The 22,201-nt window shown below is 71.6% G+C and carries 18 protein-coding genes, 3 tRNA genes and 1 pseudogene; 10 read left to right on the forward strand and 12 right to left on the reverse strand.

Annotated features, from left to right (window positions below; all coding sequences use genetic code 11):
- The first annotated feature begins 88 nt into the window (after positions 1-88).
- On the forward strand, positions 89-1,189 hold the full coding sequence (locus tag ACFVYS_RS39445; RefSeq protein WP_389510121.1) for a Leu/Phe/Val dehydrogenase: 1,101 nt from the start codon (positions 89-91) through the stop codon (positions 1,187-1,189).
- 309 nt (positions 1,190-1,498) lie between these two features.
- Positions 1,499-1,759, forward strand: a complete 261-nt coding sequence (locus ACFVYS_RS39450) for a DUF3073 domain-containing protein (RefSeq protein ID WP_020131270.1) — start codon at positions 1,499-1,501, stop codon at positions 1,757-1,759.
- Between the two features lie 99 nt (positions 1,760-1,858).
- Here ACFVYS_RS39450 and purM read toward each other — a convergent pair whose 3' ends face one another.
- The 7 genes from purM to purS all read right to left on the reverse strand — a co-directional run bounded on the left by purM (position 1,859) and on the right by purS (position 9,446).
- Complete coding sequence (purM, locus tag ACFVYS_RS39455) at positions 1,859-2,935, reverse strand: phosphoribosylformylglycinamidine cyclo-ligase (RefSeq protein WP_389510123.1); 1,077 nt, start codon at positions 2,933-2,935, stop codon at positions 1,859-1,861.
- Between the two features lie 42 nt (positions 2,936-2,977).
- Positions 2,978-4,504, reverse strand: a complete 1,527-nt coding sequence (purF, locus tag ACFVYS_RS39460; RefSeq protein WP_389510125.1) for an amidophosphoribosyltransferase — start codon at positions 4,502-4,504, stop codon at positions 2,978-2,980.
- 254 nt (positions 4,505-4,758) lie between these two features.
- Positions 4,759-5,241 (reverse strand): META domain-containing protein, encoded by a 483-nt coding sequence (locus ACFVYS_RS39465; RefSeq protein WP_362268073.1) that lies wholly within the window; start codon positions 5,239-5,241, stop codon positions 4,759-4,761.
- Positions 5,242-5,290: 49 nt separating this feature from the next.
- Positions 5,291-6,088 carry a sterol carrier family protein gene (locus tag ACFVYS_RS39470; protein WP_389510127.1) on the reverse strand — a complete coding sequence of 266 codons (798 nt, stop codon included), beginning with the start codon at positions 6,086-6,088 and terminating at the stop codon, positions 5,291-5,293.
- Between the two features lie 129 nt (positions 6,089-6,217).
- Complete coding sequence (gene purL, locus ACFVYS_RS39475) at positions 6,218-8,476, reverse strand: phosphoribosylformylglycinamidine synthase subunit PurL (RefSeq protein ID WP_389510129.1); 2,259 nt, start codon at positions 8,474-8,476, stop codon at positions 6,218-6,220.
- Positions 8,473-9,177, reverse strand: a complete 705-nt coding sequence (gene purQ, locus ACFVYS_RS39480) for a phosphoribosylformylglycinamidine synthase subunit PurQ (RefSeq protein ID WP_389510131.1) — start codon at positions 9,175-9,177, stop codon at positions 8,473-8,475. Before purQ ends, purL begins: the two co-directional genes overlap by 4 nt.
- The gene (purS, locus tag ACFVYS_RS39485) at positions 9,174-9,446 is read right to left on the reverse strand and encodes a phosphoribosylformylglycinamidine synthase subunit PurS (RefSeq protein ID WP_020131278.1); all 273 of its coding nucleotides are present in this window, start codon (positions 9,444-9,446) and stop codon (positions 9,174-9,176) included. Before purS ends, purQ begins: the two co-directional genes overlap by 4 nt.
- Before the next feature lie 364 nt (positions 9,447-9,810).
- On the opposite strand from purS, the gene ACFVYS_RS39490 reads away from it, so the two are divergent.
- The 8 genes from ACFVYS_RS39490 (at position 9,811) to ACFVYS_RS39525 (ending at position 14,448) form a co-directional block, all read left to right on the forward strand.
- Positions 9,811-10,128 (forward strand): Lsr2 family protein, encoded by a 318-nt coding sequence (locus ACFVYS_RS39490; protein WP_389510133.1) that lies wholly within the window; start codon positions 9,811-9,813, stop codon positions 10,126-10,128.
- A gap of 153 nt (positions 10,129-10,281) precedes the next feature.
- Positions 10,282-10,353: transfer RNA gene (locus ACFVYS_RS39495), tRNA-Gly, on the forward strand.
- A gap of 80 nt (positions 10,354-10,433) precedes the next feature.
- A tRNA-Gly gene (locus ACFVYS_RS39500) sits at positions 10,434-10,506 on the forward strand.
- Between the two features lie 187 nt (positions 10,507-10,693).
- Positions 10,694-11,647, forward strand: coding sequence for an ABC transporter ATP-binding protein (locus ACFVYS_RS39505; protein WP_389510135.1), 954 nt, complete (start codon positions 10,694-10,696; stop codon positions 11,645-11,647).
- On the forward strand, positions 11,644-12,459 hold the full coding sequence (locus ACFVYS_RS39510; protein WP_389510137.1) for an ABC transporter permease: 816 nt from the start codon (positions 11,644-11,646) through the stop codon (positions 12,457-12,459). Before ACFVYS_RS39505 ends, ACFVYS_RS39510 begins: the two co-directional genes overlap by 4 nt.
- 44 nt (positions 12,460-12,503) lie before the next feature.
- Entirely contained in the window at positions 12,504-13,730 is a 1,227-nt protein-coding gene (locus ACFVYS_RS39515; protein ID WP_389510139.1) for a sensor histidine kinase, read from the forward strand.
- A complete protein-coding gene (locus ACFVYS_RS39520) occupies positions 13,727-14,335 on the forward strand; it encodes a response regulator (RefSeq protein ID WP_389510143.1) in 609 nt (202 codons plus the stop codon). Before ACFVYS_RS39515 ends, ACFVYS_RS39520 begins: the two co-directional genes overlap by 4 nt.
- Before the next feature lie 37 nt (positions 14,336-14,372).
- Positions 14,373-14,448, forward strand: a tRNA-Gly gene (locus tag ACFVYS_RS39525).
- A gap of 37 nt (positions 14,449-14,485) precedes the next feature.
- Here the strand turns inward: ACFVYS_RS39525 and ACFVYS_RS39530 are convergent.
- The 5 genes and pseudogenes from ACFVYS_RS39530 to ACFVYS_RS39550 form a co-directional block, all read right to left on the reverse strand.
- Positions 14,486-15,385, reverse strand: coding sequence for a phosphoribosylaminoimidazolesuccinocarboxamide synthase (locus ACFVYS_RS39530; RefSeq protein WP_389510145.1), 900 nt, complete (start codon positions 15,383-15,385; stop codon positions 14,486-14,488).
- 105 nt (positions 15,386-15,490) lie between these two features.
- On the reverse strand, positions 15,491-17,002 hold the full coding sequence (locus tag ACFVYS_RS39535) for a N,N-dimethylformamidase beta subunit family domain-containing protein (RefSeq protein ID WP_389510146.1): 1,512 nt from the start codon (positions 17,000-17,002) through the stop codon (positions 15,491-15,493).
- A 270-nt stretch (positions 17,003-17,272) separates the two neighbouring features.
- On the reverse strand, positions 17,273-19,693 hold the full coding sequence (locus tag ACFVYS_RS39540) for a hypothetical protein (protein ID WP_389510150.1): 2,421 nt from the start codon (positions 19,691-19,693) through the stop codon (positions 17,273-17,275).
- Between the two features lie 335 nt (positions 19,694-20,028).
- Positions 20,029-21,291: a phosphoribosylamine--glycine ligase gene (purD, locus tag ACFVYS_RS39545; RefSeq protein ID WP_389510148.1), complete on the reverse strand. Its 1,263-nt coding sequence runs from the start codon at positions 21,289-21,291 to the stop codon at positions 20,029-20,031.
- 131 nt (positions 21,292-21,422) lie between these two features.
- Positions 21,423-22,201, reverse strand: a pseudogene (locus ACFVYS_RS39550) (DNA polymerase III subunit gamma and tau); the annotation flags it as partial.

Below are 22,201 nucleotides of genomic sequence, written 5' to 3' on the forward strand. Positions count from 1 at the left end.
AGGCAGGCTCTACTCTCAGTCCATCAGGCCCCGCCACCCTTACGGTGCCTGCGTCCCGACCGCCGCTCGATACCCGGGAGTCACCACAGTGACCGACGTTTTCGGCGCACCTGCTGATGTACTGCACACCCTGTTCCACTCGGACCAGGGCGGTCATGAGCAAGTCGTGCTCTGCCAGGACCGCGCCAGCGGCCTCAAGGCCGTCATCGCCCTCCACTCCACCGCTCTGGGCCCGGCCCTCGGCGGTACCCGCTTCTACCCGTACGCGACCGAGGCGGAGGCCGTCGCCGACGCGCTGAACCTCGCCCGCGGGATGTCGTACAAGAACGCCATGGCCGGTCTGGACCACGGCGGCGGCAAGGCCGTGATCATCGGCGATCCCGACACGATCAAGACCGAAGCACTGCTGCTCGCGTACGGCCGTTTCGTGGCCTCGCTCGGCGGTCGGTACGTGACCGCCTGCGACGTCGGCACCTATGTCGCCGACATGGACGTCGTGGCCCGAGAGTGCCGCTGGACGACCGGGCGCTCACCGGAGAACGGCGGGGCCGGCGACTCGTCCGTGCTGACCGCCTTCGGCGTCTACCAGGGCATGCGGGCCTCCGCGCAGCACCTGTGGGGCGACCCGTCGCTGCGGGGCCGCACGGTCGGCATCGCGGGCGTCGGCAAGGTCGGCCACCACCTGGTGGAACACCTGCTGGCGGAGGGCGCCCAGGTCGTGATCACGGACGTGCGCCAGGAAGCCGTGCGGCGGATCGCCGACAAGCACCCCTCGGTGGGTGTGGTCGCCGACACCGAGCGCCTGATCGAGATCGACGGGCTCGACATCTACGCGCCCTGCGCGCTCGGCGGCGCCCTGAGCGACGCCTCCGTGCCGGTGCTGACCGCGAAGATCGTCTGTGGCGCGGCCAACAACCAGCTCGCCCACCCGGGTGTGGAGAAGGACCTCGCCGACCGCGGGATCCTCTACGCGCCGGACTACGTGGTGAACGCCGGCGGCGTCATCCAGGTCGCCGACGAGCTGCACGGTTTCGACTTCGAGCGGTGCAAGGCGAAGGCCGCGAAGATCTTCGACACCACGCTCGCCATCTTCGCTCGTGCGAAGGCGGACGGGATTCCGCCGGCCGCGGCGGCCGACCGGATCGCGGAGCAGCGGATGCACGAGGCCGCCCAGGCGCGCGGCTGGTGACCCTCCCGTAGGGCCCGCTGCGACCCCTCCGGGGGTTTCGGCGGTACCGCCGGGAGGAAAGTTGGAGAGAACTCTCACTCTTCCCGGCGGGTCGGCCGCCGATAAGTGGTTAAAATCGCCACTGACCAGCCAGGACGGGGCGACCGAAAGGTGCCGCGCACACGCGCGTGCTACGGGCGACGTACCGTACGGGCGTGGGCTCAGGTACCGTGGGAGCCCTACGACGGGCTCTCCACGGAGAGACCGTCCTGGATCATGAACGCGTGTCAACCTGGGGCCGTCGAGCCCCGTCGTTGAGGGGGTCGAGCCATGGGGCGCGGCCGGGCCAAGGCCAAGCAAGCGAAGGTCGCCCGCCAGCTGAAGTACAACAGCGGCGGGACAGATCTCTCACGCCTGGCCGAAGAGCTGGGCGCATCGCCATCGAATATTCCGCCGAATGGTGAGCCATTCGAGGACGATGACGATGACGATGAGCAAGACGACGACCCGTACGCCCGGTACGCCGAGCTGTACGGGGACGACGACGAGGATGACGGCGAGGATTCCTCGCAACACCGTCGCGGCGCTTGACCTTGTACTGAGCACCCGCCCGGTCGGTGACTTCGGTCACCGACCGGGTCTTGTGCTGCCTACGCGGTCACGGGCCTGCCCGGTCGCAGGACCGCCCGGTCATCGGCCGGCGTAGTCCCCGACCAGCTCCGCGCCCGTCGGGTGCTCGCCGCGTTCGGTGATCTCGCCGGCGACCCAGGCCTCCACACCACGGTCGGCCAGCGTCGCCAGGGCCACGTCCGTCGACTCCTCGGGCACGATCGCCATCATGCCGATGCCCATGTTCAGGGTCTTCTCCAGCTCCAGGCGCTCCACGGAGCCGGTCCTGCCGACCAGGTCGAAGATCGGGGCCGGGGTCCAGGTGGAGCGGTCCACGACGGCGTGCAGGCCGTCCGGGATCACCCGGGCCAGGTTGGCCGCGAGGCCGCCGCCGGTGATGTGCGAGAAGGCGTGCACGTCCGTCGTGCGGGTGAGCGCCAGACAGTCCAGCGAGTAGATCTTGGTGGGCTCCAGGAGCTCCTCGCCGAGGGTGCGGCCGAGGTCGTCGATCCGCGACTCCAGGGACAGGCCGGCCTGCTTCAGCAGGACGTGCCGGACCAGGGAGTATCCGTTCGAGTGAAGACCGGAGGCCGCCATGGCGATCACGGTGTCACCCGTGCGGATACGATCCGGGCCGAGCAGCCGGTCGGCCTCCACGACGCCCGTACCGGCGCCGGCCACGTCGAAGTCGTCCTCGCCCAGCAGACCCGGGTGCTCGGCCGTCTCGCCGCCGACCAGGGCGCAGCCGGCGAGCACGCAGCCCTCGGCGATGCCCTTGACGATGGCGGCGACCCGCTCGGGGTGGACCTTGCCGACGCAGATGTAGTCGGTCATGAACAGCGGTTCGGCGCCGCACACCACGATGTCGTCCATGACCATGGCGACCAGGTCGTGGCCGATGGTGTCGTACACACCCAGCTGACGGGCGATGTCGACCTTGGTGCCCACGCCGTCCGTGGCGGAGGCGAGCAGCGGACGCTCGAAACGCTTGAGGGCGGAGGCGTCGAAGAGGCCGGCGAAGCCGCCGAGGCCGCCGAGGACCTCGGGGCGCTGCGTCTTCTTCACCCACTCCTTCATCAGCTCTACGGCGCGGTCGCCCGCCTCGATGTCGACTCCGGCAGCCGCGTAGGACGCACCGGAAGCACTGGTCTCAGACATTGCCTGGGATCTTTCGGGTTGGTGAAACGGGGCTCTGCGGCGCTACGGGCGACGGATGGCGTCAGCCGCGGCCGTGGCTGCGGGACCCGCGGCCAGCTCGGTCTCCAGGAGCTGCTTGCCGAGCAGCTCGGGGTCCGGAAGCTCCATCGGGTACTCGCCGTCGAAGCAGGCGCGGCAGAGGTTCGGCTTGGCGATGGTGGTCGCCTCGATCATGCCGTCGATGGAGATGTAGGAGAGGGAGTCGGCGCCCAGGGAGGTGCCGATCTCGTCGATGGTCATGCCGTTGGCGATGAGCTCCGCGCGCGTGGCGAAGTCGATGCCGAAGAAGCAGGGCCACTTCACGGGCGGCGAGGAGATCCGGATGTGGACCTCGGCCGCGCCGGCCTCGCGGAGCATGCGGACCAGGGCCCGCTGGGTGTTGCCGCGCACGATCGAGTCGTCGACGACGACCAGGCGCTTGCCCTTGATGACTTCCTTCAGCGGGTTCAGCTTCAGCCGGATACCGAGCTGTCGAATGGTCTGCGAGGGCTGGATGAACGTCCGGCCGACGTACGCGTTCTTCACGAGACCCGCGCCGAAGGGGATGCCGGAGGCTTCGGCGTAACCGATGGCGGCCGGGGTGCCGGATTCCGGGGTCGCTATCACCAGGTCGGCGTCGACCGGCGCTTCCTTGGCCAGCTTGCGGCCCATCTCCACGCGGGAGAGGTACACGTTCCGGCCGGCGATGTCGGTGTCCGGGCGGGCCAGGTATACGTACTCGAAGACACAGCCCTTGGGCTTCGCTTCCGCGAAGCGGGAGGTCCGCAGTCCGTTCTCGTCGATGGCGATGAACTCGCCGGGCTCGATCTCACGGACGTAGGCGGCGCCGCAGATGTCGAGGGCGGCGGACTCGGAGGCGACCACCCAGCCGCGCTCCAGGCGGCCGAGGACCAGCGGGCGGATGCCCTGCGGGTCGCGGCCGGCGTAGAGGGTGTGCTCGTCCATGAAGACGAGCGAGAATGCGCCCTTGACCTGGGGAAGGACCTGGTGGGCCGCCTCCTCGATGGTCAGCGGCTTGCCGTTCTCGTCGACCTGGGCCGCGAGCAGCGCGGTGAGCAGGTCGGTGTCGTTGGTCGCCGCGACGCGCGGGGTGCGGCCTTCCTGCTTGGGCAGGTCGGCGACCATCTCGGCGAGCTGGGCGGTGTTGACGAGGTTGCCGTTGTGACCGAGCGCGATCGAGCCGTGCGCGGTGGCACGGAACGTCGGCTGGGCGTTCTCCCACACGGAGGCCCCGGTGGTCGAGTAGCGGGCGTGTCCGACCGCGATATGACCCTGGAGCGAACCGAGCGAGGTCTCGTCGAAGACCTGGGACACGAGGCCCATGTCCTTGAAGACGAGGATCTGGGAGCCGTTGCTGACCGCGATCCCCGCGGATTCCTGACCTCGATGCTGGAGGGCGTAGAGCCCGAAGTAAGTGAGCTTGGCGACCTCTTCACCGGGAGCCCAGACTCCGAAGACGCCGCAAGCGTCCTGGGGGCCCTTCTCGCCGGGGAGCAGATCATGACTGAGTCGACCGTCACCACGTGGCACGCCTCCGAGTGTAGGCGAGATCGACCACTGGTCCGAATTGGGGATACCCGCCGGTAACTCGATCACCGGGCGGCCACCACCTCCATGATCGACTCATTTCCGCAGGTCAATGGCCGGATATGATGATCCATTGGATGGCCGGACGGGCCTCGGGGGCGACCGCCCGAGCACCCGTTCCGCGGGGGCGAGTGAGGTGTCGCACACCATCGGGGCCGACGGGCGCGCCTCACCGCAGCCGAGGAGCCGCCCGCGGGTCATTTCCTGGTCAGCAGGACCTGATCGCCGTCGGCCGTGGCGAGCGTCAGCCGGGTGCCGTCGACCTCGGTGCTGAGGGCGCCCTCGGCGAGGGTGCCGGCCAGCGTGCGCTCGAAGTCCATCGGCTGCTCCGCGCAGGCCATCCTGGTCGACCTGGCGTCGCTGAACCGGATGCTGTCGCCCGCGACGGCGGCTTTGGCGGTGAAGTTGTTGCAGCCGTAACTGCCCGCCGCCTTGCCGTCCCGGATCTCGACGTGCGCGCCGGCCGGGGCGCGGTGGGTGGTGCCGTCCACGGTGACGCTGTCGACGTTCCAGCGGACACCGGTGACGGGCTGCTCGGCGCTCACCGCCCCGCTGCCGGGCTGCTCACCGTCCGCCTTCTCGCTGCCGCAGGCCGCGGCGAGCGGGATGAGCAGGACGGCCGCGGTCAGCGTCAGGCGCTGCTTGTACGTGTGCGTAGGGCTGTGCCTCTGCCGGTACATGCCGGTTCGACGGGACGGGTGGGGCGGTCGGTTCCACCCGGGGTCGGATTCAGGACATGAGGGGCAGCAGCGCCCTGAGGTCGGCCCGCTCGCCGCTCGCCGCGACCTTCGCCTGTTCCACGGCGTCCGGCCAGGTCACCCGGCCTGTGGCCAGCCGGATCCAGGTCAGCGGGTCGGTCTCGACGACGTTGGGCGGGGTGCCCCGGGTGTGCCGGGGGCCCTCCACACACTGCACGACGGCGTACGGCGGGATCCGCACCTCCGTCGCGCCACCGGGCGCCCTGGCGGCGAGGGCGTCGGCGAGGAGCCGGGTGGCGGCGGCGAGCGCCTGGCGGTCGTACGGGACGTCCAGGCCGGGGACGGCGGCGTTCAGGTCGTCGGTGTGGACGACGAGCTCGACGGTCCGGGTGACGAGGTAGTCGGCGAGGCTCATCGCGCCGGTGCGGGTGGCGAGGAGGCGGTCGCCGGGAGCGGTGCCGAGGGCCTCCGCGAAGCCCTCCTCGGTGCGGGTGAACAGGGCGTTCAGGTCGGGGTGGGCCACGGCGAGGTCCCGGGTGCCGTCGGAGATGTCGGCGGCCCGGGCAGCGGTGGCGAACGGCCACTCGAGGAGCGTGAGCTCCGCCTTCGGGGGCTCGTCCCGGTCGAGGTTGCGGCCGACCGTCGCCACCGCCATGGTCACGTGCGCGGCCAGGTCCCGTACGGTCCAGCCCGGCAGCCGTGTGGGCAGCGCGAGCTGCTCGGGGCCGAGGCCGGCCACGGCCCGCCGGACGTTCCCGAACTGCGCGGTGACCGCGGCACGGGTCTTGGCGGGGTCGTACGCGCGGGTGCGTTTCCTGGCCGGGGGCATGGCGGTGAGCCTAGTGGCCGCCTGTGACACCGGGCCCGTCCCGCTCCGCGCGACCCTGTGACGGCACGACGAAGGCCCCGCCCGTGGGAACGGGCGAGGCCTTGGCCGCCGTACAGATGCCGCGGGTGCTTACGCGAACAGCGCCGGGATGGTGTCCTCGTGAGCCTTGCGCAGCTCCTCCAGGGACAGCTCGAACTCACCCTGGAGCTCGACCGTGTCGCCGTCGACGACACCGATGCGGGTGACGGGCAGGCCGCGCGCCCCGCACATGTCGTTGAACCGCAGCTCCTCGGAGCGCGGGACGGCCACCACGGCACGGCCCGCCGACTCGGAGAACAGAAGGGTGAAGGCGTCGAGCCCGTCCGGTACGACCAGCCGCGCGCCCTTGCCGCCGAGCAGCGCCGACTCGACGACCGCCTGGATCAGACCGCCGTCGGACAGGTCGTGCGCGGCGTCGATCATGCCGTCGCGGGAGGCGGAGATCAGGATCTCGCCGAGCAGCCGCTCGCGCTCCAGGTCGACCTTCGGGGGCAGACCGCCGAGGTGGTCGTGGACGACCTGGGACCAGGCCGAACCGCCGAACTCCTCACGCGTGTCGCCGAGGAGGTAGAGCAGCTGGCCCTCCTCCTGGAAGGCGACGGGCGTGCGGCGCGCGACATCGTCGATCACACCGAGCACGGCCACCACCGGGGTCGGGTGGATGGCCACCTCGCCCGTCTGGTTGTAGAGCGAGACGTTGCCGCCGGTCACCGGGGTGCCCAGCTGCTGGCAGGCGTCCGCGAGGCCGCGGATGGCCTCCGCGAACTGCCACATCACCGCCGGGTCCTCGGGCGAGCCGAAGTTCAGGCAGTCGGAGACGGCGAGCGGCTTGGCGCCGGTCGTCGCCACGTTCCGGTAGGCCTCGGCGAGGGCCAGCTGCGCGCCCGCGTACGGGTCGAGCTTGGCGTACCGGCCGTTGCCGTCGGTCGCGATGGCGACGCCGAGGCCGGTCTCCTCGTCGATCCGGATCATGCCGGAGTCCTCGGGCTGCGCGAGGACGGTGTTGCCCTGCACGAAGTGGTCGTACTGCGAGGTGATCCACTTCTTGGACGCCTGGTTGGGCGAGGCGACCAGCTTGAGCACCTGGTCCTTGAGCTCGGCGCCGGTGGTGGGCCGGGGCAGCTGGTTCGCGTCGTCCGCCTGGAGGGCGTCCTGCCACTCCGGGCGGGCGTAGGGGCGCTCGTAGACCGGGCCGTCGTGGGCCACGGTCCGCGGGTCGACGTCGACGATCTTGCCGCCGTGCCAGAAGATCTCCAGCCGGTCGCCGTCGGTGACCTCACCGATGACGGTCGCGATGACGTCCCACTTGTCGCAGATCTCCAGGAACCGGTCGACCTTCGCCGGCTCGACGACCGCGCACATGCGCTCCTGCGACTCGCTCATGAGGATTTCCTCGGGCGAGAGCGTGGAGTCGCGCAGCGGTACGTCGTCCAGGGTGACGCGCATGCCGCCGGAGCCGTTGGAGGCCAGCTCGGACGTGGCGCAGGACAGGCCGGCCGCGCCGAGGTCCTGGATGCCGACGACCAGCTTCTCGGCGAAGGCCTCCAGGGTGCACTCGATGAGGAGCTTCTCCTGGAAGGGGTCGCCGACCTGAACGGCGGGACGCTTCGACGGCTTGGCGTCGTCGAAGGTCTCGGAGGCGAGGATCGACGCGCCGCCGATGCCGTCGCCGCCGGTCCGGGCCCCGTACAGGATGACCTTGTTGCCCGTGCCGGACGCCTTCGCGAGGTGGATGTCCTCGTGCCGCATGACGCCGATGGCACCGGCGTTGACCAGCGGGTTGCCCTGGTAGCAGGCGTCGAAGACGACCTCGCCGCCGATGTTGGGCAGGCCCAGGCAGTTGCCGTAGCCGCCGATGCCGGCCACGACGCCCGGCAGGACGCGCTTGGTGTCGGGGTGGTCGGCGGCGCCGAAGCGCAGCGGGTCCACGACCGCGACCGGACGCGCGCCCATCGCGATGATGTCGCGGACGATGCCGCCCACGCCTGTGGCCGCGCCCTGGTAGGGCTCGACGTACGAGGGGTGGTTGTGCGACTCGACCTTGAAGGTGACCGCGTAGCCCTGGCCGACGTCGACGACGCCCGCGTTCTCGCCGATGCCCACGAGCAGCGCGTCGGACCGGGGGGCCTTCTCACCGAACTGGCGGAGGTGGACCTTGGAGGACTTGTACGAGCAGTGCTCCGACCACATGACCGAGTACATGGCCAGCTCGGCGCCGGTCGGGCGGCGGCCGAGGATCTCGACCACGCGCTCGTACTCGTCCTTCTTCAGACCGAGTTCGGCCCAGGGCAGCTCGACGTCGGGGGTCTCGGCCGCGTGCTCGACCGTGTCCAGAGGCGTCCGGCTCATGCGTTGACCAGCTTCTTGAGGATCGAGGTGAAGAACGGGAGACCGTCGGTGCGGCCGGAGCCGACGAGGGGCTCGACGGCGTGCTCCGGGTGCGGCATGAGGCCCACGACGTTGCCGGCCTCGTTGGTGATGCCGGCGATGTCACGGAGGCTGCCGTTGGGGTTACCCCGCTCATTGGCGACTCCGTCGCGGGCCAGGTAGCGGAAGACGACCCGGCCCTCGGCCTCGAGCTGGTCGAGGGTGCGCTCGTCGGCGACGTACCGGCCGTCCATGTTCTTCAGCGGGATGTGGATCTCCTGGCCCGCCTCGTAGTCGGCGGTCCAGGCGGTCTCCGCGTTCTCCACCCGCAGCTTCTGGTCGCGGCAGATGAAGTGGAGGTGGTCGTTGCCGAGCATCCCGCCGGGAAGCAGGTGGGCCTCGGTGAGGATCTGGAAGCCGTTGCAGATACCCAGGACCGGAAGACCGGCCTTCGCCTGCTCGATGACGGTCTCCATCACCGGCGAGAAGCGGGAGATGGCTCCGGCCCGCAGATAGTCGCCGTAGGAGAAACCGCCGGGCAGCACCACGGCGTCCACCTGATGGAGGTTCTTGTCCTTGTGCCAGAGAGCGACGGGTTCGGCACCCGCGAGCCGGATCGCACGCTGAGTGTCCCGGTCGTCGAGGCTGCCGGGGAAAGTGACGACGCCAATACGAGCGGTCACTTCGCGGCCCCCGCGACTGCTTCTTCCGACTCGACCTTGACGGTGAAGTCCTCGATCACGGTGTTCGCGAGGAAGGATTCCGCAAGATCGTGGATGCGGGCGAGGGCGGCCTCGTCGACCGGCCCGTCAACTTCCAGTTCGAATCGCTTTCCCTGACGTACGTCGGAGATGCCTTCGAAACCCAGCCGCGGCAGTGCGCGCTGCACCGCCTGGCCCTGGGGGTCGAGGATCTCCGGCTTGAGCATGACGTCGACTACGACGCGTGCCACTGGCACTCCCGGTGGTGTGGTGCTGAGCAGGTGCCTGCGGGGTGTCTCCAACAGGTGTCTTCAGACTACCCGTACAAAATTTCTACGCGGGTAGAGTTGTAGGAAACTACGTGAGCGCCATCACGATCAGGTATCGGACCAGTGCCTTGGTGAAAATTTCAGGGAAAGATCCGGGGTGCGCCAACGTTCCCTATTGCCCTGGGACACGCGGGCAGATTTAGTCGAGCTTCACATTGCAATGCCGGGCACTGTACAAATGAATTGTCAATAGCCGATACTTTGCCCCATAACAGGCGGACAGTCGACATCTCCGTGACGTCTTGGCACGTCATCGCAGAGGTGTCGCACGAAGGGACCGATATTCGTGGCGCAGAAGGTCGTGGTCACTCTCTTTGACGACATCGACGGCTCGGAAGCGGCGGAAACGATCGCCTTCGGGCTCGACGGCAAGTCGTACGAGATCGACCTGAATGAAGCCAATGCCAAGAAACTGCGTAAGGCTCTCGAGCCCTACGTCGACGCCGGCCGCAAGCGGTCGAGGTCCGGCAAGGCGTACAGGCAGACGGAGGTCGCTCCCGACCCCGCGGCCGTCCGGGCCTGGGCCCAGGCCAACAAGCTGGAGGTGCCGGCGCGCGGCCGCATCCCCAAGAAGGTCTACGAGGCGTTCGCCGACGCGCAGTGAGCCGCACTCGCTGATCGGCTCCCCGTGAGCCGCGGGCCGACGGCCGGTCACCGGCCCCTCGAACGTACCGACTTGCGCTGCACCCCTCCTGGTCAGCTAGAGTCTGGAGCACGCCGAGGGGCCAGGCCGAAAAGCCCAGCTCACGGAGTACACGCGGGTGTAGTTCAGTAGTAGAACATCCCCCTTCCAGGGGGAAGGCGCAGTGTGCGATCCCTGTCACCCGCTCTGCATGACCTGTCTGGCCACTGCTGTGGATCAGGTAGGGTGGTGCTCGCGCCGATCGGTGAAAGCCGGTCGGAGGCAATGCGGACGTAGCTCAGTTGGTAGAGCGCAACCTTGCCAAGGTTGAGGTCGCGAGTTCGAGCCTCGTCGTCCGCTCGGGAATCAGACCCCGGTCCATTGGACCGGGGTCTTTTCGTGTGCCGTGAACGGGTGCGCGGCTGCCTTGAACGGGTGGCGACTGTCTTGAGCGGGTGCGCGTCGCGCGCGGCCTTCTGACATTTGTCATACGGAGTGGTGACACCTCGCACTGCTGCCGGCCTCGGCCCGCGGGGAGGCTTGAGGCATGGACACGAATGAACACGTGATCGAGGTCACCGACCTCCGGCGTGTGTACGGGGGCGGGTTCGAAGCGGTCCGTGGGATCTCCTTCCACGTCGGCCGCGGTGAGATCTTCGCGCTGCTCGGCACCAACGGCGCCGGAAAGACATCGACGGTCGAACTGCTGGAGGGGCTCGCACGCCCCGACGGCGGGCGGATCAGGGTTCTCGGCCACGACCCGTACACCGAGCGGGCCGCCGTCCGGCCGCGCACCGGCGTGATGCTCCAGGAGGGCGGCTTCCCCTCCGAGCTGACCGTCGCCGAGACCGCCCGCATGTGGGCCGGCTGTGTGAGCGGCGCCCGCCCGATCAGGGAGGCGCTGGCACTGGTCGGACTCGCCGGGCGGGCCGACGTCCGGGTCAAGCAGTTGTCCGGCGGTGAGCGGCGGCGCCTCGACCTGGCGCTCGCGGTCCTCGGAGAACCCGAGGTGCTGTTCCTGGACGAGCCGACCACCGGCCTGGACGCCGAGGGCCGCCGGGACACCTGGGACCTGGTGCGCGCCCTGCGCGACGCCGGTACGACGGTGCTGCTGACCACGCACTACCTGGAGGAGGCGGAGAACCTCGCCGACCGGCTGGCCATCCTGCACCAGGGCCGGATCGCGGCCGCCGGGACACCCGCCGAGGTGACCGGCGGCCAGCCGTCCCGGATCACCTTCGAACTGCCCGAGGGGTACTTCGTGGGCGATCTGCCTCCGCTGGGCGAGCTGGGTGTGTGCGGTCACGAGGTCGACGGGCGCGTCGTACGGCTGCGCACCCGGGAGCTCCAGCGGGCGGCGACCGGGCTCCTGGTGTGGGCCGAGCGGGCCCAGGTCGTGCTGCGAAGGCTGGATGTGCGGTCGGCCTCGTTGGAGGAGGCGTTCCTGGGGATCGCCCGGGAGGCGTCGAGGAACGACGAGACCGAGGAGGTCGCGGCATGAGCGGGGCATCGGTGAAGGACCCGGCCACCCGTGCGGCCGGCCGTGCGGTCACGACTCCCGCGAGCCGGCTGGCCGCCCTCGCACGCGCCGAGCTGACCCTGCTCGGGCGGAGCAGGAGCACGATCATCGCGGCCGTGTTCGTGCCACTGGTGCTGCCGGTGAGCCTGGCGACGGTGGTCGAGGACATGGACGTGGAGGACGTCGGACTCAGCGCCGGCCTGGTGCTGCTGCCCGCCGCGATCGGCTTCTCGCTGCTGTTCGGGGTGTACTCGGCGCTGGCGGCCATCTACACCGCCCGGCGCGAGGAGCTGGTACTGAAGCGGCTGCGTACCGGCGAGCTGCGGGATCCGGAGATCCTCGGCGGGGCGGCGCTGCCCGTCGTCGCCACGGGACTGGTGCAGTCCCTGGTGCTGGTGGCCGGCACCACGGTCCTGCTCGACCTGCCGGCCCCCAAGGCCCCTCATCTCGCCGTTCTGGGACTGCTGTTGGGCCTGGTGATGTGCGCGGCGCTGGCGGCGGTCACGGCGGCGGTGACCCGGACCGTCGAGAGCGCACAGGTCACCACGATGCCCATGGTGCTCGTGTCGATGACCGGCTCCGGCGTGACCGTCCCCCTGGAACTGCTGCCCGACCGGCTCGCCTCCGTCTGCGAACTGCTGCCCCTGTCGCCGGTGATCACCCTGATACGCGGCGGCTGGACCGGAAGTCTGTCGGCGTACGAGGCCCTGGGCGCCCTGGCCACCGCACTGGCCTGGACCCTGCTGGCGGTGTTTGCTGTACGCCGGTGGTTCCGATGGGAGCCCCGGCGCTGACGTACACGCGGCGCGGGGAGTACGGGGAAACGGGGGGCGCGCGGATGCGCAGGCCGTGGGGCTGGTGGCGGCGGAAGAGCACGCCCGCGAAGGTCGAGACATATACGCGGTGGTCGTTCCACTTCTTCGCCGTGGCCGAGTTCATGGCGGTGGGACTGCCGTTCACCGGCGGGCTGCGGACCGGCACCGGGTGGTGGCTGCCGGCGATGACGGTCGGGCACTGCGTGCTGAGCGCGGTGACGGCGTCACGGGCGCTGGACTGGACGCGCGGGCGCCGGCCGCAGCCCCTCCGGCTGCTGTGGGCCCTGGCCGCGGCCACCGCGGTCGTCGCCGTCACCGCGATCGGGATCGCGGAGCGCGGTCCGGACCACGAGGGCGTCGACACCGCCGCGGGCGGGGTCTTCGGAGTCGTGCTGGTCTTCGGGGCCGGCTTCACCGCTCTCGGCGTACGCAGACGGCGACGGGTGTTCGCGGTCGTCGCCGGCTTCGCGCTGGGCGCCGGGGTCGTGGCGTTCCCGGTCGGACTGCCCGGCCCGGCCACTCTGGTGACGATGACCGCGGTGTTCCTCGGCGGCGGATTCCTCGCTTTCACCTCCGTCTTCTCCGTCTGGCTGCTCGACGCCGTCTACAAGCTCGACGAGGCCCGTGACACCCGGGCCCGGCTCGCCGTCGCCGAGGAACGGCTGCGGTTCGGACGGGATCTGCACGACGTGATGGGCAGGAATCTGGCGGTGATCGCCCTGAAGAGCGAGCTGGCCGTGCAGCTGGCCCGGCGGGGACGACCGGACGCCGTGGAGCAGATGATCGAGGTGCAGCGCATCGCGCAGGAGTCGCAGCGCGAGGTGCGCGCCGTCGTACGTGGATACCGGGAGGCCGACCTGGGCGTCGAACTCGCGGGCGCGCAGGGGGTACTGAAGGCGGCGGGCATCGCGTGCGCGGTGAACGGGGAGACCGGCGGGCTGTCCACCGAGGTGCAGTCCGCGCTCGCCTGGGTGGTGCGCGAGACCACCACCAACGTGCTCCGGCACGGAAACGCCGGCCGATGCTCGGTGGCGTTGCGCAGGACGGAGGAACACGTGGTGCTGACGGTGGAGAACGACGGCGCGGGGCCCAACGGCGCCGGCGGTGGGTCGGGACTGACCGGGCTGCGGGAGCGGCTGCGGGGCGTCGACGGGACGCTGGAGGCCGGGTTCGTCGAGGCCGGCGTCTTCCGGGTCGTCGCCGAGGTTCCGTTGAGCGGAAAGGCCGCTGTGAGAGAGGTCGCTTCATGACCGTGCGGGTACTGCTCGCCGACGACGAACATCTCATCCGGGGTGCGCTGGCCGCGCTGCTCTCCCTGGAGGACGACCTGATGATCGTCGCCGAGGCGGCCACCGGACCGGAGGCGCTGGCGATGGCGCTGGCGCACCGGCCCGACGTCGCCGTCCTGGATCTGCAGATGCCGGGCACCGACGGTGTGAACGTCGCCACATCCCTGCGCACCGAACTGCCGGAGTGCCGGGCACTGATCGTCACCAGCCACGGCCGGCCCGGGCATCTCAAGCGGGCGCTCGCGGCCGGTGTGCGGGGGTTCGTCCCCAAGACGGTGAGCGCGCAGCGGCTCGCGGAGATCATCCGTACCGTGCACGCCGGGAACCGGTACGTCGACCCGGAGTTGGCCGCCGACGCGATCGCCGCCGGTGACTCGCCGCTGACCTCGCGCGAGACGGAGGTGCTCGAACTCGCCGCCGACGGGGCGCCCGTCGCGGAGATCGCCGAGCGGGCCGCGCTGTCCCAGGGGACCGTACGGAACTATCTGTCGTCGGCCGTCTCCAAGCTCGGGGCGGAGAACCGGCACGCGGCCGTGCGGCTCGCCCGGGAGCGGGGTTGGGTATAGTTGGCCTCGCGCCACGGCATCTTCACCACGGCGCAGTGCGGACGTAGCTCAGTTGGTAGAGCGCAACCTTGCCAAGGTTGAGGTCGCGAGTTCGAGCCTCGTCGTCCGCTCCATCGCAAAGGCCCCGGTCATCGACCGGGGCCTTTCGCGTCAGGACCAGCTGATGCCCGTCAGGCGCTCGTAGGCCTCGATGTACTTCGCGCGGGTGGCGTCCACGATGTGCTGCGGCAGGGGCGGCGGGGGCTGCTCGCTCGCCCGGTCCCAGCCGGACTCGGCCGAGGTCAGCCAGTCCCGCACGAACTGCTTGTCGTACGAGGGCTGCGCGCGGCCCGGCTGCCACTGGTCGGCCGGCCAGAAGCGGGAGGAGTCCGGGGTGAGGACCTCGTCGGCGATCACCAGGTTCTCGCCCTCGAAGCCGAACTCGAACTTGGTGTCGGCGAGGATGATGCCCCGGTCGCGGGCGATGTCGCGGGCGCGGCCGTAGACCGCGAGGGTCGCCTGGCGGAGCTGGGCGGCGGTGTCGGCGCCGACCTGACGGGCGACCTCCTCGTAGGAGACGTTCTCGTCGTGCTCACCGACGGCGGCCTTGGTCGCCGGGGTGAAGATCGGCGCGGGGAGTTCGCTGCCGTCGACCAGGCCCTCGGGGAGGGCGAGGCCGCAGACCGTGCGGGACTCCTTGTACTCGGCGAGGCCCGAGCCGGTGAGGTAGCCGCGGGCCACACACTCCACGGGGATCATCCGGAGCGACTTGCAGACGAGGGTGCGGCCGGCCCAGTCGGCGGGGGCGCCGGCGGGCAGTTCCGTGCTCAGGACGTGGTTCGGGACCAGGTCGCGAAGCTGGTCGAACCACCACAGGGAGAGCTGGGTGAGGACACGGCCCTTGTCGGGGATCTCGGTGGGCAGCACCCAGTCGAAGGCGGAGGTGCGGTCGCTGGCGACCATCACGAGGTCGCCCGCCTCGTTCTGGTACAGCTCGCGCACCTTGCCGGTGTGCAGATGCACCAGACCCGGCACCTGAAGCGGCTCGGGCTTTTCTACGAATCCGGACACGGTTCCTCCCCGTGGTTCTGTCTCAGTGGGGTGATTGTCCCGTACATCGGGATCGATCGAGGACAGCGGGTCGGATCGTGGGTGGGGCGGGCGGGCGTACGGACGTCAGTCGCGTTTGCAGATGCGGTCCAGGAGGTTGGCCGTGGCGCGTTGGACGCGGGGGTCCACATGGCCGGGGCGGTCCAGGGCCGGCGACCATGCGAAGGTGCCGGAGGCGAAGACCAGGGCGCCGGAGGGGGCCCGGTAGAGGGAGGTCTCCTGGTGGCGGAGGACGCCCTCGCTGTCGGCGTACGGGGAGTGGGCGAGGAGTATGCGGTCCTCGTGGGGCGGGAGGGGGGTGCGCGGGAAGTAGCGGTCGGCCTCACCCGCCACCAGGTCCTCGATGCCGTCGCCGTCGCACGCTCCGGTCGCCTCCCACAGCCAGTGGTCGGCGTTGCGGACGATCAGCGGATGCGGCTCGGGCACCCGGCCCGCGTACTGGATGCCGACCAACTGCTGCTCGGCGCGGTCGATCTCCCGCCACAGGACGGGTTTGCCGGGTCCCTTGCGCTTGCGGCAGGTCAGCAGGCGGCCGGGGACGCCGGACGGGGAGGGGCCCAACTCCACCTGCCAGTAGAGGGAGTTGGCGGACAGGAAGACCAGTGAGGTGCCGCTGTCGCGGGCGAGTTCCACGGTGCGGCGCATGCTCGTCGACCAGTACTCGTCGTGGCCGGGAAAGACCAGGCCGCGGTAACGGGTGGGGTCGATGTGACCTGCGTGCAGATCGCGGGCGTCGGCGTAGGCGAGGTCGTAGCCGTAGCGCTCGGCCCAGCGGATGAAGTCGTAGGCGTGGCCGACATGGAGGGGCAGGCCCGCGCCTGCGTACGGCCGGTCGAAGGAGACCGTCGTCGCGGCGTCGGCCTCGCCGAGGAGACGGCCGTCCTCGTCCCACGCGTGGTAGAGGCTGGCGCCGCTGCGGCCGTCCTCGGGGTAGAGGTTGTAGGCCTGCCAGGTGACATCGGGCAGCAGCAGGAGCAGATCGGCGGGGTGGTGGTCGCGGACCGTGAAGGGGACGTGGGAGCGGTAGCCGTCGACGGTGGTGAGGACGGCCACGTACGCGCCGCCGTTCCAGTACGACGGGACCTGTAAGCGCCAGGAGAGCCACCAGTGGTGGCAGGAGACCGTGCGGTCGGCGGCCAGCGGCGGGGGCTGGACGATGCCGGAGAGGCGCGGGCTGGTGGTGATCTTGGCGGCGCCGTCGCCGTCGTAGTGGCCGATGCGGTAGACGTCGACGCTGAATTCCTGGGGCGGGTCGACCGTGATGTGGAAGTCGACGGCCTCGCCGGGGGCGACCGCGCCGGTGGAGACGAAGCCCTTGATCTGGCGGCGCACGTCGTCGGCCGAGCGGGGGCCGCCGGCCGAGGGCGCGGTGCGGGGGGCCGGGACCCGGAGGCCGCCCCGGGTGGGGGCGGGGGCCGTGTCCACGTACCAGGGGACGACCTGGCCGGTGTCGTCGAAGTACGTCTCGCTGCCGCGCAGCCAGGGGACGGGGCCCTGTCCGAAGGGGTCCGTCACGGCGTGGGCCAGTGCTCCCGACTCCCATCGGCGGATGTGTTCCGGTCCTGGTCCGGGTTCCATGGTGCTCCCCTCCCTTGTGCCCCCGTGCTGCTTCGTGCGTACGCCGTACGTGACCGCCCTGCGCGTTTGTCCTATGTCGCAAGCCCTTGCCATGGGCCCGATCGATCCCAGCACATCACATAACGCGCGCAGGCAGTCACTATTCGTTGCGAATTGGCCGAAAGTGGAATATAGAGCTCCGCTCGGTCTTGGTCGGTGGGGTGTTGCCGAGGGTTGCCGGGGGCCGGCCGAGGGCGGACGGCACGGGCAGCGTCGGCGCTTCGGGGGCGTTCAGCCGAGCCGTACCGGCTTCTCCGGGCGTATCCCGAGCTCCACCAGCCAGGTGCGCAGGGGGACCGCGTCGCCGTCCTCGACGAGGCTGAGCACCCGGGGCGCCAGGTCGGCCACGCGCTCGCCGTCGACCAGGAGGGTCGGGCCGTCGAGCCAGTCGAGACCCGGAACGGCGCCGACGGTGTCCATCGCGGCGCAACAGACCATCGCCGTGACGTGATCGGCCAGCAGCTCGCGCTCGGTGCGCGGGGGCTGGAGGGGGAACAGGGGGAGCGCGTCCTGGTCCCAGAGGGCCATGTCGGGGCCCTGCCCGGGCGCCGTGGGGCCGGACGGAACGGGGGGCGCCGCCGCCGCGGCTGCGGCCTCCTCCCGCCCCAGCTCGGCACCGATCCCGGCGGCGAGGGCCACGCTGCGGGGGTTCGGAGGCAAGAGGTCCTCGTCATCCGCGAGGTAGGCGGGTTCGGGGGCCTGGAGGGGGGCGGGGGGTTCGGCTTCGGCCTCGGCCTCGGCCTCGGCTTCGGCTTCGGCTTCGGCTTCGGCTTCGGGATAGCCGGCGCGGGCGGGGGCCGGCGAGGTCGGCAGACCGGGGGCGGCAGAAGGACCGTTGGGGTCGATGGGGCCGCTGGGGTCGGTGAGGCCAGCGGGGCCAGCAACACCCGAGAGGCCGTTGGGGTCAGTGGGGCCCGAAGGGCTGGTGGGGCCCGCGGGGCCATCAGCGCCGGAGAGGCCATTGGGGTCAGCGAGACCAGCGGGGCCAGCAGCACCCGAGAGGCCGTTGGGGGCAGTGGGGCCCGAAGGGCTGGTGGGGCCCGCGGGGCCATCAGCGCCGGAGAGGCCATTGGGGCCCGCGGGGCCCGAAGGCCTGGTGGGGTCAGTGAGACCGTCGGCGTCCGTGGGGGATGGCAGGGATGCCGGGCCGGATACAGGGGCCGCAGGCACGCTCGGCTCGGCGGCCGGGGCTGGTGTCGCCGCAGGGGCGGCTGAGGCCGTCGGGCGTGCCAGGTCGGTCCAGTCCGTCGGGTCCGCCAGGGTGGACCGGTCCGCGAGGTCCGTCGGGTCCGCCAGGTCGGTCGGGTCCATCGGGTGGGAGCCCTCCGGGTCGGCGGGTCTGTCCGTCAGGTGGTCCAGGACTCGGGACAGAGTGGGGCCGCTGTGGCCGCCGGGGTGGGGGCCGCCGGGGTGGGCGGTGGCGGTGGGGTCGCAGGAGCGGCGGACGCCGAGGGTGTCGAGGACTCGGTGGAGCCGGGCCGCGTCGGTGCGCCACTTGCGGTCGACCACCTCGTCCGGGTAGTCCTCCCAGGCCACCGGTGACCAGTCCGGGCCCGGATCCGCGGGGCCGCCGTGGAAGAGGCGGGCGGCGAGCAGCGAGGCGGCCTCGTCGATCGTGCCGGGCTCTTCGAGCAGGTCGCAGGCGGGGCGTTCGCCGAGCCGGGAGGCGAACCCCTCGGCCAGCCGGTCGCGCCGGGACAGCTCGGTGAGGGCGGCGACGACGCCCGCGTCCAGCCGGGAGGGCCAGCGGCCCATCCGCCAGGCGGGCAGCGCCACCCGCGTCAGCAGACGGTCCCAGCCCGCGTAGGCCAGCCCCACCTGCTCCTGGGCGACGATGCGCAGCCCGTAGTCCACGGCCTGCGCACGCTCGGAGGCCGCGGCGGCGACGCCCCGCTCCATCTCGCCGGCGTGGATCTGACAGCCGCGCAGCATCAGGCGGGCGGCCCAGCCGATGCCCGAGCAGGCCGGGCGCAGCACGGGATACCGGTCACCCCGGTAGGCGCTGACGGCCACCGCGGCGTCCAGCCCGCGCACGAAGCGCCGGGCCGCGGCTATGTCGGGGTGCGCCGAAGGGCCCGTACCGGCGACGACCGGGGCCAGCACGGCGCGCAGCTCGCCCACGCGCATCCACCACAGGAACGGGGAGCCGATGACGAGCACCGGTGCCGCTGCCGTACGGCGGTGGAGGGGGCCGCCGGAGCCGCCCGGGCCGGCTATCTCGTCGCCGCCGCGGGACGGGGACGGGCCGTGGGCCGGGTGGGTGCGGTCCTCCAGCCAGCTGTCGCAGTCCGGCGTGAGCGCTATCGCGGAGGGCGCGGGGACGTCGAGGCGGTCGGCGAGGTCCCGGACCAGCCGGTACAGATCGGGGGCCGCCTCCTCGGCGATGGCGACCGTGGGGCTGACCGCGGGGCGCGCGCGGGCGACGACCAGGCCGATGACGCCGGCGGCCAGCAGTACGACCGCCGCGACGACGGACACCGTCCAGCGGGCGGTGTCCCATCCCGGGCCCACGAAGTGCCCGGTGGAACCGCCCGCCAGCAGGATCACCGCGGCGGCCGCGGGCAGCAGCGCGACGGCGAGCGCCCGGCTGCGGATGCGTAGCACCGCCAGTGCCCGGGCCCGCGCGGCCTGCGCGCCCATCTCCACTCCCATACCGGTCACGACCGGACCTCACCCCCTCCCTACGGTCCTGTTTCCCCCGGCTGTCTTCGCAGTGGTCACTCCCCCACTGTGGCACCGACCACTGACATCGCAATGCCGGTGGGCCAAGTGCCGGAACGAGTGCCGGAACGCTTGCGCCGCACCCTAGTTGGCGCTCCGGCCCACGTCAGCCGGATAGCTCAGCGCTCACACGATGGAATGGCTTTGGGGAAAGGTGGATGACGGTGGGCAACGATCAGGCCCCGGGTTCCACGGGTCCTCCGTACGGAGTTCCATGGTGGCCCGGGGCCTGGGAGATCCCTGCTGATGCCTGCCGCGGCGGGTGCCTACGCCCCTGCCGCCGCCTTCGCGGCGATGTCCGTACGGTGCTGCGAACCGTCGAGCCCGATGCGCCCGAGCGCCTGGTACGCGCGCTCGCGGGCCTCGGTGAGGTCCGTGCCGGTCGCGGTGACGGACAGGACGCGTCCGCCGGCACTGACGACCGTGTCGCGGTCGTCGCCGTCGTACTTGGTCCCGGCGTGCAGGACGTACGCGTGCGGGGCGTCCTCGGCGGCCACCTCGGCGAGGCCGGAGATCGGGTCGCCGGTGCGCGGGGTGCCGGGGTAGTTGTGCGAGGCGATGACGACGGTGACGGCCGCGTCCTCGCTCCAGCGCAGGGCCGGCAGGTCGGCGAGGTCACCGGTGGCGGCCGCCTTGAGGACACCGGCCAGCGGGGTCTTCAGCCGGGCCAGGACGACCTGCGTCTCGGGGTCGCCGAAACGGGCGTTGAACTCGATGACCCGGATGCCGCGGCTGGTGATCGCGAGGCCCGCGTAGAGCAGTCCGGAGAAGGGGGTGCCGCGGTGGCGCATCTCGTCGACGGTCGGCTGGAGGACCGTCTCCAGGACCTCGTCCACCAGCTTCGGGTCCGCCCAGGGCAGCGGCGAGTAGGCACCCATGCCGCCCGTGTTGGGGCCCTCGTCGCCGTCGAGGGCGCGCTTGAAGTCCTGGGCGGGCTGGAGCGGAACGACGCTCACGCCGTCGGTGATCGCGAAGAGGGAGACCTCCGGGCCGTCGAGGAACTCCTCGATGACGACCCGCTCGCAGCCGGCCGCGTGCGCCGCGGCGGCCTCCAGGTCGTCGGTGACGACGACGCCCTTGCCGGCGGCCAGGCCGTCGTCCTTGACGACGTACGGCGCGCCGAAGGCGTCGAGGGCCTCGGCGACCTCCTCGGGGGTGGTGCAGACGTAGGAGCGGGAGGTCGGCACGCCGGCCGCGGCCATCACGTCCTTGGCGAACGCCTTGGAGCCCTCGAGCTGCGCGGCCTCCTTCGAGGGGCCGAACACCGGGATGCCCGCGTCGCGTACGGCGTCGGCGACCCCGGCGACCAGCGGCGCCTCCGGGCCGACGATGACCAGCTCGGCGCCGAGCTCGACGGCCAGCGCCGACACGGCCTCGCCGTCCAGGGCGTCGACCTGGTGCAGCTCGGCGACCTCGGCGATGCCGGCGTTGCCGGGGGCGCAGTACAGCGCGGTGACGGCGGGGTCGAGGGACAGTGAGCGGCACAGGGCGTGTTCGCGGGCGCCGCTGCCGATGACGAGGACGTTCACAGGGGTCAGCCTAACGGGCGGGGGCGGGGGTGATTTGTGCGGGCTTCCGAAAGCCGGGAGGCGGGCACGTTGTGCGTTCCTCCAAGCGACAGGGCGGGAGGAGGCGCCGCCGGGGGACGTCCGTGTCGCCCCTACTCGTTGGTGAACTCCTCCACCACCGTCGCTCCGAGCTCGCGCACGATCAGTTCGTAGCCGGAGAGGGCCGACTCGTTGAGGTCGGGGTCGTCGTCCTCGGGGGTGTCGTCCTCGGGGGCCACCGGTTCCGGGGCGGGCGGACGGGACGGGGCCGGGGCGGACGCCGCGTGTGCGTGGGCCGACGCCGCTGCCGACGGCGACGCGTGCCGGGCAGGGGCTGCGGGAGCCGCCGGTGCCTGGGTCGGGGCCGCGCCCGACGGGGCCGTGGAACCGCCGCCACCGCCGTAGCCACCGCTGGGGTGGCCCCCGGGGCTGCCGTAGCCGCCGGGCGCACCGCCTCCGCCGCCACCGGGGCCGCCGGACGGCGGGGGCCCCGAGCCGCCGGACGGGTCGATGACCGCGTCGATCTTCCACTGGACGCTGAACTGCTCGGCCAGCGCCTGCCGCAGCACGTCCTCGCTGCCGCTGCTCGTGAAGTTGTCACGGGCTCCGGCGTTGACGAAGCCGAGCTGGAGGGTCGCGCCGTCGAAGCCCGCCACATGGGCGTTCTGGCTGAGCAGGATCCAGGTGAAGCGACGGCGGTTCTTGACCGCCTCCAGGATGTTCGGCCAGAGCATGCGGGGGTCGAGGCCGCCGGAGGGGGGCGCGTACCCGCCGGGGGCGGGCGCCGGGGTGGCTGCCGGGGCCGGGGGACCGGCCGAGGCAGCGGGGGCGGAAGCCGGGGCAGGCGGCGCCGGGGGCCGGCCGCCGCCGCCCGCGGGCGCGGCCGTGGGCC

Source organism: Streptomyces sp. NPDC058295 (genome assembly GCF_042880655.1).
Classification (GTDB): Bacteria; Actinomycetota; Actinomycetes; order Streptomycetales; family Streptomycetaceae; genus Streptomyces; species Streptomyces coriariae.

Excerpts from the sequence above, each read along its gene's own strand:
- ACFVYS_RS39450 (WP_020131270.1), top strand. The coding sequence starts at position 1,499 with ATGGGGCGCGGCCGGGCCAAGGCCAAGCAAGCGAAGGTCGCCCGCCAG.
- purM (WP_389510123.1), bottom strand. The coding sequence starts at position 2,935 with ATGTCTGAGACCAGTGCTTCCGGTGCGTCCTACGCGGCTGCCGGAGTC.
- ACFVYS_RS39465 (WP_362268073.1), bottom strand. The coding sequence starts at position 5,241 with ATGTACCGGCAGAGGCACAGCCCTACGCACACGTACAAGCAGCGCCTG.
- ACFVYS_RS39470 (WP_389510127.1), bottom strand. The coding sequence starts at position 6,088 with ATGCCCCCGGCCAGGAAACGCACCCGCGCGTACGACCCCGCCAAGACC.
- purL (WP_389510129.1), bottom strand. The coding sequence starts at position 8,476 with ATGAGCCGGACGCCTCTGGACACGGTCGAGCACGCGGCCGAGACCCCC.
- ACFVYS_RS39505 (WP_389510135.1), top strand. The coding sequence starts at position 10,694 with ATGGACACGAATGAACACGTGATCGAGGTCACCGACCTCCGGCGTGTG.
- ACFVYS_RS39510 (WP_389510137.1), top strand. The coding sequence starts at position 11,644 with ATGAGCGGGGCATCGGTGAAGGACCCGGCCACCCGTGCGGCCGGCCGT.
- ACFVYS_RS39515 (WP_389510139.1), top strand. The coding sequence starts at position 12,504 with ATGCGCAGGCCGTGGGGCTGGTGGCGGCGGAAGAGCACGCCCGCGAAG.
- ACFVYS_RS39520 (WP_389510143.1), top strand. The coding sequence starts at position 13,727 with ATGACCGTGCGGGTACTGCTCGCCGACGACGAACATCTCATCCGGGGT.
- ACFVYS_RS39535 (WP_389510146.1), bottom strand. The coding sequence starts at position 17,002 with ATGGAACCCGGACCAGGACCGGAACACATCCGCCGATGGGAGTCGGGA.
- ACFVYS_RS39540 (WP_389510150.1), bottom strand. The coding sequence starts at position 19,693 with ATGGGAGTGGAGATGGGCGCGCAGGCCGCGCGGGCCCGGGCACTGGCG.